Origin of the sequence: Pseudomonas sp. UYEF17, from assembly GCF_040546125.1 — a bacterium.
Lineage (GTDB): Bacteria > Pseudomonadota > Gammaproteobacteria > Pseudomonadales > Pseudomonadaceae > Aquipseudomonas > Aquipseudomonas putida_Z.
In genome coordinates this window covers 33,634-47,290 of record NZ_JBEPNE010000020.1, presented here as the reverse complement: position 1 = coordinate 47,290, position 13,657 = coordinate 33,634, and the positions used below count along the sequence as shown (strand labels likewise).

The 13,657-nt window shown below is 63.8% G+C and carries 15 protein-coding genes; all 15 read left to right on the top strand.

What is annotated here, in order from left to right:
* The first annotated feature begins 15 nt into the window (after nt 1-15).
* The 15 genes from ABIB24_RS22955 (at nt 16) to ABIB24_RS22885 (ending at nt 13,649) form a co-directional block, all read left to right on the top strand.
* On the top strand, nt 16-363 hold the full coding sequence (locus tag ABIB24_RS22955) for an Hpt domain-containing protein (RefSeq protein ID WP_137164527.1): 348 nt from the start codon (nt 16-18) through the stop codon (nt 361-363).
* Nucleotides 364-435: 72 nt separating this feature from the next.
* A complete protein-coding gene (locus ABIB24_RS22950; RefSeq protein ID WP_354317282.1) occupies nt 436-1,701 on the top strand; it encodes a flagellar hook-length control protein FliK in 1,266 nt (421 codons plus the stop codon).
* 419 nt (nt 1,702-2,120) lie between these two features.
* Nucleotides 2,121-2,618, top strand: coding sequence for a flagellar basal body-associated protein FliL (gene fliL / locus ABIB24_RS22945; RefSeq protein ID WP_025340078.1), 498 nt, complete (start codon nt 2,121-2,123; stop codon nt 2,616-2,618).
* A gap of 9 nt (nt 2,619-2,627) precedes the next feature.
* Nucleotides 2,628-3,596, top strand: coding sequence for a flagellar motor switch protein FliM (gene fliM / locus ABIB24_RS22940; RefSeq protein WP_013973595.1), 969 nt, complete (start codon nt 2,628-2,630; stop codon nt 3,594-3,596).
* Nucleotides 3,597-3,643: 47 nt separating this feature from the next.
* Nucleotides 3,644-4,114: a flagellar motor switch protein FliN gene (gene fliN, locus ABIB24_RS22935; protein WP_003257291.1), complete on the top strand. Its 471-nt coding sequence runs from the start codon at nt 3,644-3,646 to the stop codon at nt 4,112-4,114.
* Between the two features lie 12 nt (nt 4,115-4,126).
* Nucleotides 4,127-4,561 carry a flagellar biosynthetic protein FliO gene (gene fliO / locus ABIB24_RS22930; protein WP_043936227.1) on the top strand — a complete coding sequence of 145 codons (435 nt, stop codon included), beginning with the start codon at nt 4,127-4,129 and terminating at the stop codon, nt 4,559-4,561.
* A complete protein-coding gene (gene fliP, locus ABIB24_RS22925) occupies nt 4,561-5,316 on the top strand; it encodes a flagellar type III secretion system pore protein FliP (protein ID WP_003257293.1) in 756 nt (251 codons plus the stop codon). The genes fliO and fliP overlap by 1 nt, the downstream gene beginning before the upstream one ends.
* A 21-nt stretch (nt 5,317-5,337) precedes the next feature.
* A complete protein-coding gene (gene fliQ / locus ABIB24_RS22920; RefSeq protein ID WP_013973591.1) occupies nt 5,338-5,607 on the top strand; it encodes a flagellar biosynthesis protein FliQ in 270 nt (89 codons plus the stop codon).
* A gap of 7 nt (nt 5,608-5,614) precedes the next feature.
* On the top strand, nt 5,615-6,391 hold the full coding sequence (fliR, locus tag ABIB24_RS22915) for a flagellar biosynthetic protein FliR (protein WP_025340075.1): 777 nt from the start codon (nt 5,615-5,617) through the stop codon (nt 6,389-6,391).
* A gap of 2 nt (nt 6,392-6,393) precedes the next feature.
* The gene (gene flhB, locus ABIB24_RS22910; RefSeq protein WP_274078404.1) at nt 6,394-7,536 is read left to right on the top strand and encodes a flagellar biosynthesis protein FlhB; all 1,143 of its coding nucleotides are present in this window, start codon (nt 6,394-6,396) and stop codon (nt 7,534-7,536) included.
* A 522-nt stretch (nt 7,537-8,058) separates the two neighbouring features.
* Nucleotides 8,059-10,188, top strand: coding sequence for a flagellar biosynthesis protein FlhA (flhA, locus tag ABIB24_RS22905; RefSeq protein ID WP_025340073.1), 2,130 nt, complete (start codon nt 8,059-8,061; stop codon nt 10,186-10,188).
* Between the two features lie 11 nt (nt 10,189-10,199).
* Nucleotides 10,200-11,507, top strand: coding sequence for a flagellar biosynthesis GTPase FlhF (flhF, locus tag ABIB24_RS22900; RefSeq protein ID WP_274078403.1), 1,308 nt, complete (start codon nt 10,200-10,202; stop codon nt 11,505-11,507).
* 93 nt (nt 11,508-11,600) lie between these two features.
* Nucleotides 11,601-12,434, top strand: a complete 834-nt coding sequence (fleN, locus tag ABIB24_RS22895) for a flagellar synthesis regulator FleN (RefSeq protein ID WP_003254408.1) — start codon at nt 11,601-11,603, stop codon at nt 12,432-12,434.
* Complete coding sequence (fliA, locus tag ABIB24_RS22890; protein WP_013973585.1) at nt 12,431-13,171, top strand: RNA polymerase sigma factor FliA; 741 nt, start codon at nt 12,431-12,433, stop codon at nt 13,169-13,171. The genes fleN and fliA overlap by 4 nt, the downstream gene beginning before the upstream one ends.
* A gap of 103 nt (nt 13,172-13,274) precedes the next feature.
* The gene (locus ABIB24_RS22885; RefSeq protein WP_161551427.1) at nt 13,275-13,649 is read left to right on the top strand and encodes a chemotaxis response regulator CheY; all 375 of its coding nucleotides are present in this window, start codon (nt 13,275-13,277) and stop codon (nt 13,647-13,649) included.
* Nucleotides 13,650-13,657 lie beyond the last annotated feature (8 nt).

Sequence of the window (13,657 nt, the reverse complement as noted above, 5' to 3'; positions counted from 1 at the left end):
TCAAGGAGTGAACAAGTGACTGACATGCATATTGACCACAAGGTACTCAGCGACCTGCGTGAGGTCATGGAAGATGGCTACCTGCAGTTGGTGCAAACCTTTCTCGACGACTCCGAACGGCGCCTGGGCCAGCTGCACGCGGCCAAAAGTGCCGAAGAGCTCCGCTCTGCGGCTCACAGTTTCAAGGGCAGCAGCAGCAACATGGGCGCGGTTGCATTGGCCAACCTGTGCCAGCAGCTGGAGGAGTGCGCACGGCGGCCCCCGCTGTATGGGATCGAAGACCTGATCAACCGCATCGACCAAGAGTTCCTCGAGGTGCAGGGCTTCTACCGAGGTGAGCAGCAGCGCATTTCGGCGGGTTGAAGCACGACTTGGCGCGAGTCTTGCCTGTCTCTGGCAGTAAGATTTTTTTGTTTCTGGCGCGGAGACCGCTCGATGCCTGTCGCACCCAACCCATTGTTGCAAGGCAACGCCATTGCCAACACCTCGCGTTCGGCCGCCGCACAGGCCGACAAGCCGCTGCAGGCGCCGGGCGACAAGGGCGACGGCTTCGGCCAGGTGATGGCCCGGCAGGGCCGCGACAAGGCCGCCGGGCAGGACGACAAGGTCGCTCAGGCCAAGCCCAAGGACAAGCCCGAGGCGGCGCAGGGCGGCAAGAAAGCCGCTGCCGACAAACCCGCGGTTGCCGATGACGGCAAACAATTGCCAGGCGACGACCAGGCCCAGGCCGACACCGGCTTGCGCGATGCCAGCCTGGTTGCCGGCCAGGTCACCGACGCCCAGCCTGGCGCACAACTGATCCAGGCCCAGGCCGAGGCGGTGGCGCCGGTGTTGCAGGCCGCCGCGGCGCAGGCGCAGGTCACCGCCGAGCTGCCCGAGGAGCCGGCCGCCGAGGAAGCCTTCGACCCTGACGCCGACCCTTTGGCCAACCTGCCTACCCTGCGCCTGGCGCTGGAACAAAGCGCCCAGGCCAAGGGAGCGACGTCGGCTCATGCCCTGGGCCCTTCGCAGGCACAGGGCGAAGAGGGGCAGATGGCCGTCAATACCTTGGCGAATCTGGTCGAGAATGCCGAGGGTGAAACGGGCGAGCCTGGCGACAAGGCCTTTGCTGGCTTGCTCGAAGATGGCCTGAAAGACACCAAGAGCGCTGGCAGCGATACACGCGTAGACGATTTCGCCAACCGCCTGGCCAACCTGACCCAGGCCGCCACGGCCAAGACCGCCAATGCCGTGCCGGCCAATGCCAGCCCATTGCACCAGCCGCTGCCGATGAACCAGAACGCCTGGGCCGAGGGCCTGGTCAACCGGGTCATGTACCTGTCCAGCCAGAACCTCAAGTCGGCGGATATCCAGCTGGAACCGGCGGAACTGGGCCGCCTGGACATTCGCGTCAATGTTGCGACGGACCAGTCGACACAAGTCACCTTCATCAGCGGCCACGCCGGCGTGCGTGACGCCCTCGACAGCCAGGTGCACCGCCTGCGCGAGCTGTTCGCCCAGCAGGGGCTGGCACAGCCGGACGTCAACGTGGCCGACCAGTCGCGTGGGCAGCAACAGCAGCAGGGGCAGGCGCAGGGCAGCAACCTGTCCGGGGTGGCGGCGCGCCGGGCCGAGCAGGGGGGGGCAGAGGCAGTCGATAGCGCCCGGCCTGTGGAGCAGCAGGTGGTTGTTGGCGACAGTGCGGTCGATTACTACGCGTGATGTGGGGTGCATGCCTTAAGGTTTTTTGCGCCTGTTAGATCGAGCGCCGCCCGCGCGGCGCTTCGCAGCACAAGGCTGCTCCTACATCTGTTTCGGGCCAATATCTCCTGTGCCAGGTGGGTTGCAGCCTTGGTGCATGGCTGAGGATTGATGAAAAGCAGCCGCGCCCTCCCTCGATATTGAATGGAACAAACAAGGCGGACAGAGGTGAACTCACAGGAGTGACTGGCCCGAAACAGATGTAGGAGCAGCCTTGTGCTGCGAAGCGCCGCGCGGGCGGCGCTCGATCTCACAAGCGCAACACATCTACCGTCGAACCCCTCTAAGCCCCATCCCATCCCTCCAGCCAAAACTGGCATAACACTTGCTCAAGCCAAGCCATCCTCCCTTGAACCCCCGATGGACGACGGATTATTGGCATGGCGAAGAGCGAAGCAGTCAAAGACCCCGCCACTAAAGGCAAACTCAAGCTGATCCTGCTGGCGGTAGTGGGCCTGTTGCTGGCGATCGGCCTTTCGGTGGGCGCTACCTGGTTCATCATGCACAAGAGCGAGCCGGCCCCGGCCGCTGATCCTGCAGCCAGCAACGTCAAGCCAGCGGCTATCTACGAAGCGCTGGCCCCGGCCTTCGTGGTCAACTTCAACCAGAACGGCCGCCAGCGCTACATGCAGGTGAGCATCACCCTGCAAGCGCGCAGCCAGGCTGACCTGGACGCCCTCAAGGTGCACATGCCGGTGATCCGCAACAACCTGGTGATGATGTTCTCCGGGCAAGGCTTCGACACCCTGGCCGGCAGCCCGGTGGGGCAGGAAATGCTGCGCCAGAAGGCCACCGCAGTGGTTCAGGAAGTGGCGCAGAAGGAAGTCGGCAAGCCGGTCGTCGACCAGTTGCTGTTCACCAATTTCGTATTGCAGTAGGAGTCCGCAATGGCCGTACAGGACCTGCTGTCCCAGGATGAAATCGATGCCCTGTTGCATGGCGTCGACGACGGGCTGGTGCAGACCGAGAGTGCATCCGAGCCTGGCAGCATCAAAAGCTACGACCTGACCAGTCAGGACCGTATCGTGCGGGGTCGCATGCCGACCCTGGAAATGATCAACGAGCGTTTCGCCCGTTACACCCGTATCAGCATGTTCAACCTGCTGCGCCGCTCCGCCGACGTGGCAGTGGGCGGCGTGCAGGTGATGAAGTTCGGCGAATACGTGCACTCGCTGTACGTGCCGACCAGCCTCAACCTGGTCAAGATCAAGCCACTGCGCGGTACCTCGCTGTTCATCCTCGACGCCAAGCTGGTGTTCAAGCTGGTGGACAACTTCTTCGGCGGCGACGGCCGCCACGCCAAGATCGAAGGCCGCGAGTTCACCCCCACCGAGTTGCGCGTGGTGCGCATGGTGCTGGACCAGTGCTTCGTCGACCTCAAGGAAGCCTGGCAGGCAATCATGCCGGTCACCTTCGAGTACATGAACTCCGAGGTAAACCCGGCCATGGCCAACATTGTCGGCCCCAGCGAGGCGGTAGTGGTGTCCACCTTCCACATCGAGCTGGACGGCGGTGGCGGCGACCTGCACGTGACCATGCCGTACTCGATGATCGAGCCGGTGCGGGAAATGCTCGACGCCGGTTTCCAGTCCGACCTGGACGACCAGGACGAGCGCTGGGTCAAGGCCCTGCGCGAGGACGTGCTGGACGTGGCCGTGCCGCTGACCGCCACCGTAGCCCGGCGCCAGCTGAAACTGCGCGACATCCTGCACATGCAACCTGGCGACGTGATCCCGGTGGAGCTGCCCGAGCACCTGGTGCTGCGCGCCAACGGCGTGCCGTCGTTCAAGGCGCGCCTGGGTTCGCACAAGGGCAACCTGGCGCTGCAGATCATCGACCCGATCGAACGCCGCTGACGGCGTGCCGGTCGCTCATAACGAATTGAATGCCTGTCGAGGAAACCATGGCTAACGAAAACGAGATCACCTCCGCAGAGGACCAGGCACTGGCCGATGAATGGGCTGCGGCACTGGAAGAAACCGGTGCAGCCGGCCAGGCCGATATCGATGCACTGCTGGGTGGTGACACCGGTAGCAGCACCGGCGGCGCGGGCCGCCTGCCGATGGAGGAGTTCGCCAGCTCGCCGAAGCCGAACGAAAACGTCAGCCTCGAAGGCCCTAACCTGGACGTGATCCTGGATATCCCGGTGAACATTTCCATGGAAGTGGGCAGTACCGAGATCAACATCCGCAACCTGCTGCAGCTCAACCAGGGCTCGGTGATCGAGCTCGACCGCCTGGCCGGCGAGCCGCTCGATGTGCTGGTCAACGGCACGCTGATTGCCCATGGCGAGGTGGTGGTGGTCAACGAGAAGTTCGGCATCCGCCTGACCGACGTGATCAGCCCCAGCGAACGTATCAAGAAGCTGCGCTGAGTGAAGGGCACGATGCGCGCCATCGCGGCGGCCGCCGCGCTGCTCGCCAGCCAGGCTTGCCTGGCCGCTGCCACACCGGCGGCAACCCCGGCAACCGCGCCTGGCAGCCTCGGTGGGCAGCTGGCGCAGATGGTCTTCGGCCTGCTGCTGGTGGTCGGCCTGATCTTCTTCCTGGCCTGGTTGCTGCGGCGCATGCAAAGCACGGCGGTGAAGGGCGGGCAGGTGATCGAGATCGTCGGCAGTCGGGCCATCGGCCCGCGTGATCGGCTGCTGCTGGTGCAGGTAGGCAAGGAGCAGATCCTGATCGGCCATACCCCTGGCAGCATCGAGGCCCTGCATGTGCTGGCCGAACCCGTGGAAGTGCCGGAAAACGCCCGCCAGGCGACGCCGGAGTTTGCCCAGCGGCTGATGGAGCTGATGGGCAAGGACCCTAAGGACAAGAAGTGATGAGTGGCGCGCTGCGTGTGTTGTTGACTCTGGCGCTGCTGCTGGCTGCGCCGCTGGCCCTGGGGGCCGACCCGCTGTCGATCCCGGCCATTACCCTGTCCAATACCGCGGACGGGCAGCAGGAGTATTCGGTCAGCCTGCAGATCCTGCTGATCATGACGGCGCTCAGCTTCATCCCGGCGTTCGTCATCCTGATGACCAGCTTCACCCGCATCATCATCGTGTTCTCGATCCTGCGTCAGGCCCTGGGCCTGCAGCAGACGCCGTCGAACCAGCTGCTGACGGGCATGGCGCTGTTCCTGACCATGTTCATCATGGCGCCGGTGTTCGACCGGGTGAACCAGGACGCACTGCAGCCGTACCTGAAGGAGCAGATGACTGCCCAGCAGGCCATCGACAAGGCCCAGGGGCCGCTCAAGGACTTCATGCTGGCGCAAACCCGGCAAAGCGACCTCGACCTGTTCATGCGCCTGTCCAAGCGTACCGACATCGCCGGCCCGGACCAGGTGCCGCTGACGATCCTGGTGCCGGCGTTCGTCACCTCCGAGCTGAAGACCGCGTTCCAGATCGGTTTCATGATCTTCATCCCGTTCCTGATCATCGACATGGTGGTAGCCAGCGTGCTGATGGCCATGGGTATGATGATGCTGTCGCCGCTGATCATCTCGCTGCCCTTCAAGATCATGCTGTTCGTGCTGGTCGATGGCTGGGCGCTGATCATGGGCACCTTGGCCAGCAGTTTCGGCGGCGTCTGAAGCCGTCAAGGAGAGCCGCCGATGACACCTGAAGTCGCAGTCGACCTGTTCCGTGATGCCCTGTGGCTGACCACCCTGATGGTCGCCGTGCTGGTGGTGCCGAGCCTGCTGGTTGGCCTGGTGGTGGCCATGTTCCAGGCCGCCACGCAGATCAACGAACAGACCCTGAGCTTCCTGCCACGCCTGTTGGTGATGCTGGTCACACTGATCATCGCCGGGCCGTGGCTTGTGCAGAAGTTCATGGAGTACATCACCAGTCTGTACACCAACATCCCGCAGCTGATCGGTTGACGCGCCGATGCTGGAGCTGACCGACACGCAGATCGGCACCTGGGTCGCCACCTTCATCCTGCCGTTGTTCCGGGTGACAGCGGTGCTGATGACCATGCCCATCTTCGGCACCCGCATGTTGCCGGCGCGGGTGCGCCTGTACGTGGCGGTGGCGATTACCGTGGTAATCGTCCCGGCACTGCCACCCCTGCCTGAGTTCGACCCGCTGAGCCTGCGCGGTTTGCTGCTGTGTGCCGAGCAGATCATTGTCGGCGCGCTGTTCGGCCTGGCGTTGCAGTTGCTGTTCCAGGTCTTCGTGATTGCCGGGCAGATCGTCGCGGTGCAGATGGGTATGGCCTTCGCTTCGATGGTCGACCCAGCCAACGGGGTCAACGTCACGGTGATCAGCCAGTTCATGACCATGCTGGTAAGTGTGTTGTTCCTGCTGATGAATGGCCACCTGGTGGTATTCGAGGTGCTGACCGAAAGCTTCACCACCTTGCCGGTGGGCAACGCGCTGGTGGTCAATCATTTCTGGGAGCTGGCCGGGCGCCTGGGCTGGGTGTTTGCCGCGGGCCTGCTGCTGATTCTGCCGGTGATCGCCGCGCTGTTGGTGGTGAACATTGCCTTTGGTGTGATGACCCGCGCCGCGCCGCAACTGAACATTTTTTCCATCGGTTTTCCGCTGACCCTGGTCATGGGCATGTTCATTTTCTGGGTCGGCCTGGCCGATGTGCTGTCCCACTACCAGGCATTGGCCAGCGAAGCGCTGCAATGGCTGCGTGAACTGGCGAGGGCGCGCTGAGCATGGCGGAAAGCGAGAGCGGTCAGGACAAGACAGAAGACCCCACCGAAAAGCGCAAGCGCGATGCCCGCGAGAAAGGCGAGATCGCGCGCTCCAAGGAGCTGAACACGGTGGCGGTGACCCTGGCCGGCGCCGGTGGCCTGCTGGCGTTCGGCGGCCACCTGGCCGAGACGCTGTTGGAGATGATGCGCATGAACTTCAGCCTGACCCGCGACATCATCGTCGACGAGCGGGCCATGGGCGCCTTCCTGCTGGCCTCGGGCAAGATGGCGATATGGGCGACGCAGCCGGTACTGATCCTGCTGTTCGTGATCTCCTTCGTGGCACCTATCGCGCTGAGCGGTTTCCTGTTCTCCGGCAGCCTGCTGCAGCCCAAGTTCAGCCGCATGAACCCGCTGTCGGGGATCAAGCGCATGTTCTCGATGCATGCCCTGACCGAGCTGCTCAAGGCGCTGGCCAAGTTCTTCGTGATTTTGGTGGTGGCGGTGGTGGTGCTGGTCAGCGATCGTCAGGCCTTGCTGTCGATCGCCAACGAGCCGCTGGAGCAGGCGATCATCCACAGCCTGCAGGTGGTGGGCTGGAGTGCGTTGTGGATGTCGGCCGGGCTGTTGCTGATTGCGGCGGCGGATGTGCCGTTCCAGCTGTGGCAGACCCACAAGAAAATGAAGATGACCAAGCAGGAAGTGCGCGACGAGTACAAGGACAGCGAAGGCAAGCCCGAGGTCAAGCAGCGTATTCGCCAGCTGCAGCGTGAGGTGTCGCAGCGGCGCATGATGGCGGCGGTGCCGCAGGCCGATGTGATCATCACCAACCCGACGCATTATGCGGTGGCCTTGCAATACGACCCGGAGAGAGGCGGGGCGGCGCCGTTGCTGCTGGCCAAGGGGACGGATTTCATTGCCCTGAAGATTCGCGAGATCGGCGTGGAGCACAAGGTCCAGATCCTCGAATCGCCGGCGTTGGCGCGGGCGATCTACTACTCCACCGAACTCGAGCAGGAAATCCCTGCCGGGCTTTACCTGGCGGTGGCGCAGGTGCTGGCCTATGTGTTCCAGATCCGCCAGTACCGGGCAGGCAAGGGCAAGCGGCCAGAGCCGCTGAAGGACGACCTGCCGATTCCGCCGGACCTGCGCCGCGACAGTTGATGTGTTTGTCGGTGGTTTTTCGGCGCCTGTGAGATCGAGCGCCGCCCGCGCGGCGCATCGCGGGACAAGCCCGCTCCCACATTTGTTGCAACGTGCCAAACCTGTCAGGCCATGGTTGCCTGCCTTGGTGGGATGACTGGATTTCTGAGTTGCATTGCTGCTGCATCACCTGTCTCAAGCCCTGCACCCCGGCTGACAACACCTCTCCCGCAGGCATGGCCACGTTGCAACAAATGTGGGAGCGGGCTTGTCCCGCGATGCGCCGCGCGGGCGGCGCTCGATTTCACAGGCGCAGAAAGCGTCAAGGCGAACACCCGCGATGCGCCGCGCGGGCGGCGCTCGATTTCACAGGCGCAGAAAGCGTCAAGGCGAACACCCGCGAAGCGCCGCGCGGGCGGCGCTCGATCTCGCAGGCGATAAAACCCTCAGGGTGAACACCGTCGAGCAAAGTTGGAAGGCTTCTTGCAAAGCCAGCGCCAGGCGCCCCCTGTGCGTCAAAGTTTTGCATCAAGAGGACTCGCGGTGGATCGCACTCAGTTAATCAGCAACGCCCGTAACAACCTGGCCGGGCTCGGCCGGGGCAACCTGGGTGTGCCGCTGTTGCTGCTGGTGATGTTGGCAATGATGATGTTGCCGATACCGCCGTTCCTGCTCGACGTGTTCTTCACTTTCAACATCGCCCTGTCGATCGTGGTCCTGCTGGTCTGCGTCTACGCCCTGCGCCCGCTCGACTTCGCCGCATTCCCCACCATCCTGCTGGTGGCCACGCTGTTGCGCCTGGCCCTGAACGTGGCTTCCACCCGGGTGGTGATGCTGCATGGCCAGGAGGGCCACGGCGCTGCCGGCAAGGTTATCCAGGCCTTCGGCGAGGTGGTGATCGGCGGTAACTATGTGGTCGGTGCCGTGGTGTTCGCCATCCTCATGATCATCAACTTCGTGGTGGTGACCAAGGGCGCGGGGCGTATCTCGGAAGTGAGCGCGCGTTTCACCCTCGACGCCATGCCCGGCAAGCAGATGGCCATCGACGCCGACCTCAACGCCGGCCTGATCGACCAGGCCCAGGCCAAGCACCGTCGTGCCGAAGTGGCGCAGGAAGCCGAGTTCTACGGTTCGATGGACGGTGCCAGCAAGTTCGTCCGCGGTGACGCCATCGCCGGCCTGCTGATCCTGTTCATCAACCTGATCGGCGGCATGCTGATCGGCATGCTGCAGCACGGCATGAGCTTTGGCGATGCCGGCAAGGTGTACGCCTTGCTGACCATCGGTGACGGTTTGGTGGCGCAGTTGCCATCACTGTTGCTGTCCACCGCTGCCGCGATCATGGTTACCCGTGCTTCGGGCTCCGAGGACATGGGCAAGCTGATCAACCGGCAGATGTTCGATTCGCCCAAGGCCCTGGCGGTGTCCGCCGCGCTGATGATCGTCATGGGCCTGGTGCCGGGCATGCCGCACGTGGCCTTCCTAAGCCTCGGCCTGCTGGCCGGTGGTGGCGCCTACCTGGTATGGAAGAAGCAACAGAAGGCCAAGGCGCAGGCGCTGCAGGAGGCGCAGCGCCAGCAGGACCTGCTGCCCTCGCCACAGCGTGCGCTGGAAACCAAGGAGCTGGGCTGGGACGACGTCACGCCGATCGACATGATTGGCCTGGAGGTCGGCTACCGGTTGATCCCGCTGGTCGATCGCAACCAGGGTGGCCAGTTGCTGGCGCGGATCAAGGGCGTGCGCAAGAAGCTGTCGCAAGACCTGGGCTTCCTCATGCCCACCGTGCACATCCGCGACAACCTCGACCTGCAGCCCAGCGCCTATCGCCTGACCCTGATGGGGGTGATCCTGGCCGAGGCCGAGATCTACCCGGACCGCGAACTGGCAATCAACCCGGGGCAGGTGTTCGGCACCCTCAACGGCATCGCCGCGCGCGACCCGGCGTTTGGCCTTGAAGCCGTGTGGATCGATGTCGGCCAGCGCTCCCAGGCGCAGTCGCTGGGCTACACCGTGGTCGACGCCAGCACCGTGGTGGCCACCCACCTGAACCAGATCCTGCAGAAGCACTGCCACGAGCTGATCGGCCATGAAGAGGTCCAGCAACTGCTGCAGGTGTTGGCCAAGGCATCGCCTAAACTTGCAGAAGAGCTGGTGCCGGGTGTCATTTCCTTGTCGGGCCTGCTCAAGGTGCTGCAAGCGCTGTTGTCTGAACAAGTGCCAGTGCGCGATATTCGCAGTATCGCCGAGGCGATCGCGAACAACGCCGGCAAGAGTCAAGATACCGCCGCGCTGGTGGCGGCAGTGCGCGTCGGATTGTGTCGCGCCATCGTGCAAAGCATTGTCGGCGTTGAGTCGGAGCTGCCAGTGATTACCCTGGAGCCAAGGTTGGAACAGATTTTGCTCAATAGTCTGCAAAGGGCCGGGCAAGGTCAGGAAGACGGTGTTCTTCTGGAACCGAGCATGGCCGAGAAGCTGCAGCGTTCGCTGATCGAGGCGGCCCAGCGCCAGGAAATGCAGGGCCAGCCGGCCATCCTCCTGGTCGCCGGCCCGATCCGCGCCATGCTGTCGCGTTTCGGTCGCCTGGCTGTACCGAATTTGCATGTTCTGGCGTATCAGGAAATACCGGACAACAAGCAAGTCACCATCGTTGCCACCGTGGGCCCTAACGGCTGAGGTAGGGGATAATGCAAGTTAAGCGATTTTTCGCCGCCGATATGCGTCAGGCCATGAAGCTGGTCCGTGATGAGCTGGGCGCCGATGCCGCCATCATCGGCAACCGTCGCATCGCCGGCGGTGTCGAGCTGACGGCCGCGCTGGACTACAAGCTGTCCGCCCTGGCCCCGCGTGTGCCCAACGCCGAGCTGGAAGAAGAGCTGCGCAAGACCCATACGCGCATCGCCACTGCCCAGGCCGAGCTGGACCACCGCCCGGACAGCAGCGACAACAACCGCCAATTGTTCGCCGGGCAGTCGCTGACCGCCGCCGAGCCGTTGATCGAACCGCACGTCGATGTTCCCGAGGCTGCTGCAGCGCCTGCGTCGGCGCCGGTCGACCCGCGCCTGTTCGATGCCATGCGCTCCGAGCTGTCGGGCCTGCGCGAGCTGCTGGAAGTGCAGCTCGGCTCGCTGGCCTGGAACCAGCTGCAGGGCAGCAAGCCGCAGCAGGCCACCGTCTGGCGTCGGCTGCAGCGCATCGGCCTGTCCGGGCCGATCGCCCGTGAGCTGCTGGACCTGACTGCCGAGATCGACGAGCCACGCCAGGCCTGGCGCATGTTGCTGGCGCATCTGGCGCGGATGATCGAAATCCCCGAGGTCGAGCCGATCGAAGAGGGCGGGGTGATCGCCATGGTCGGCCCGGCCGGCATGGGCAAGACCACCACCCTGGCCAAGCTGGCCGCCCGCTACGTGCTCAAGTACGGCGCGCAGAACCTGGCGCTAGTGAGCATGGACAGCTTCCGCATCGGCGCCCAGGAGCAGCTCAAGACCCTGGGCCGCATCCTCAACGTGCCGGTGACCTACGTCGACCCGGGCCAGTCGCTGGCCGCGGCGCTGGAGCCGCTGTTGCGCAAGCGCGTGGTGCTGATCGATACCGCCGGCCTGCAGGCCAGCGACCCGGCCCTGCGCATGCAACTGGAAACCCTGGCCGGGCGTGGCATTGCCGCGAAGAACTACCTGGTGCTGGCCACCACCAGCCAGAAGCAGGTGCTGACCGCCGCCTACCACAGCTACAAGCGCTGCGGCCTGGCCGGTTGCATCCTGACCAAACTCGATGAAACGGCGAGCCTTGGCGATGTGCTGAGCCTTGCCATCAGTCATGAACTGCCAGTGGCCTACCTGACCGATGGGCCGCGCATTCCTGACGACCTGCACCTGCCTCGGGGGCACCAGTTGGTCACCCGCGCGGTCAATGTGCAGCAGCAGGACGAGCCCAGCGAAGAGGCCATGGCCGACATGTTCGCTGATCTCTATCACAACCCACGGCGAGCGGGTTGATGATGAAGTGTGTGCAAGGTAGCTATGCCAAAGGGTACGCAGAATTGCCCTACGTGTGGCCTGAGTCCCAGCGAGACAAGGTAAAGAACAGACATGGGTAGCATGCATCCCGTACAGGTGATCGCCGTGACCGGTGGCAAAGGTGGCGTCGGCAAGACTAACGTTTCAGTGAACCTGTCCCTGGCGCTGGCCGAGCTTGGCCGCAGGGTCATGCTGCTCGACGCTGACCTGGGCCTGGCCAATGTCGACGTGCTGCTGGGCCTTACCCCCAAGCGGACCCTGGCCGATGTCATCGAAGGGCGCTGCGAGCTGCGCGACGTGATGTTGCAGGGCCCAGGTGGTGTGCGCATCGTGCCGGCAGCCTCGGGCACGCAGAGCATGGTGCACCTGGCCCCGGCCCAGCATGCCGGGCTGATCCAGGCGTTCAGCGAAATCGGCGACAACCTTGACGTGCTGGTGATCGACACTGCGGCCGGTATCGGTGATTCGGTGGTCAGCTTCGTCCGCGCCGCCCAGGAAGTGCTACTGGTGGTATGCGACGAACCCACCTCGATCACCGATGCCTACGCCCTGATCAAGCTGCTCAACCGCGACTACGGCATGAACCGTTTCCGGGTGCTGGCCAACATGGCGCAGAGCCCGCAGGAAGGCCGCAACCTGTTCGCCAAGCTGACCAAGGTCACCGACCGCTTCCTTGACGTTGCCCTGCAGTACGTGGGCGCCGTGCCCTATGACGAGTGCGTGCGCAAGGCGGTGCAGAAGCAGCGTGCCGTGTACGAAGCCTTCCCACGCTCCAAATGCGCGCTGGCCTTCAAGGCGATTGCCCAGAAGGTCGACAGCTGGCCGCTGCCGGCCAACCCGCGCGGCCATCTGGAGTTCTTTGTCGAGCGTCTGGTGCAGCCCACCAGCGCGGGACCTGTGCTATGAACGCCAGCGGCTTCAAGATGTACAGCCGGGCGTCGAAAGACGCGCAGTACGAGCTGATCGAGCGCTACGCCCCGCTGGTCAAGCGCATCGCCTACCACCTGCTGGCGCGGCTGCCGGCCAACGTGCAGGTCGAGGACCTGATTCAGGCCGGCATGATCGGCCTGCTGGAAGTGGCCAACAAGTACGACGCCAGCAAGGGCGCCAGCTTTGAAACCTACGCCGGCATCCGCATTCGCGGGGCCATGCTGGACGAAGTGCGCAAGGGTGACTGGGCACCGCGTTCGGTGCACCGCAACACCCGCATGGTCAGCGACGCGATGCGTGCGGTTGAAGCCAGAACCGGTCGTGACGCTAAAGATCATGAAGTTGCTGCCGAACTCCAATTGAGTCTCGATGATTACTACGGGATCTTGAACGATACCCTGGGTAGCCGCCTGTTCAGCTTCGACGACCTGTTGCAGGACGGCGAGCACGAAGGGCTGCATGAGGATGGCGCCAGTGGCCAGGTAGAACCTGCGCGTGGCCTGGAGGACGAGCGCTTCCAGGTCGCCCTGACCGAGGCCATCGCCAACCTGCCGGAGCGTGAGCGCCTGGTGCTGGCGCTGTACTACGACGAAGAGCTGAACCTCAAGGAAATCGGTGAGGTGCTGGGGGTCAGCGAGTCGCGGGTCAGCCAGTTGCACAGCCAGTGTGCCGCGCGCCTGCGCAGCCGCCTGGGGGAATGGCGGGCGCGTTGAGCCCGCTGTCGTTGCAGTCGTTTTCTACGTTGTACCGAATTGTGAATGCGCGCTCGGGGCCGAGCGCGTTTGAGACTGCTTGGAGGTCTACTTGAACAAAGACATGAAAATCCTCATCGTTGACGACTTTTCGACGATGCGGCGGATCATCAAGAACCTGTTGCGTGACCTGGGCTTCACCAACACCGAAGAAGCCGACGACGGCACCACGGCGCTGCCGATGCTGGAGAACGGCCACTACGACTTCCTGGTGACCGACTGGAACATGCCTGGCATGTCCGGCATCGACCTGCTGCGCAAGGTGCGTGCCCACGATCGCCTGAAAACCATGCCGGTGCTGATGGTGACCGCCGAAGCCAAGCGCGACCAGATCATCGAAGCGGCCCAGGCCGGCGTCAATGGCTACGTGGTCAAGCCGTTCACCGCCCAGGTGCTCAAAGAAAAGATCGAGAAGATCTTCGAACGCGTCAACGGCTGAGTCACGTC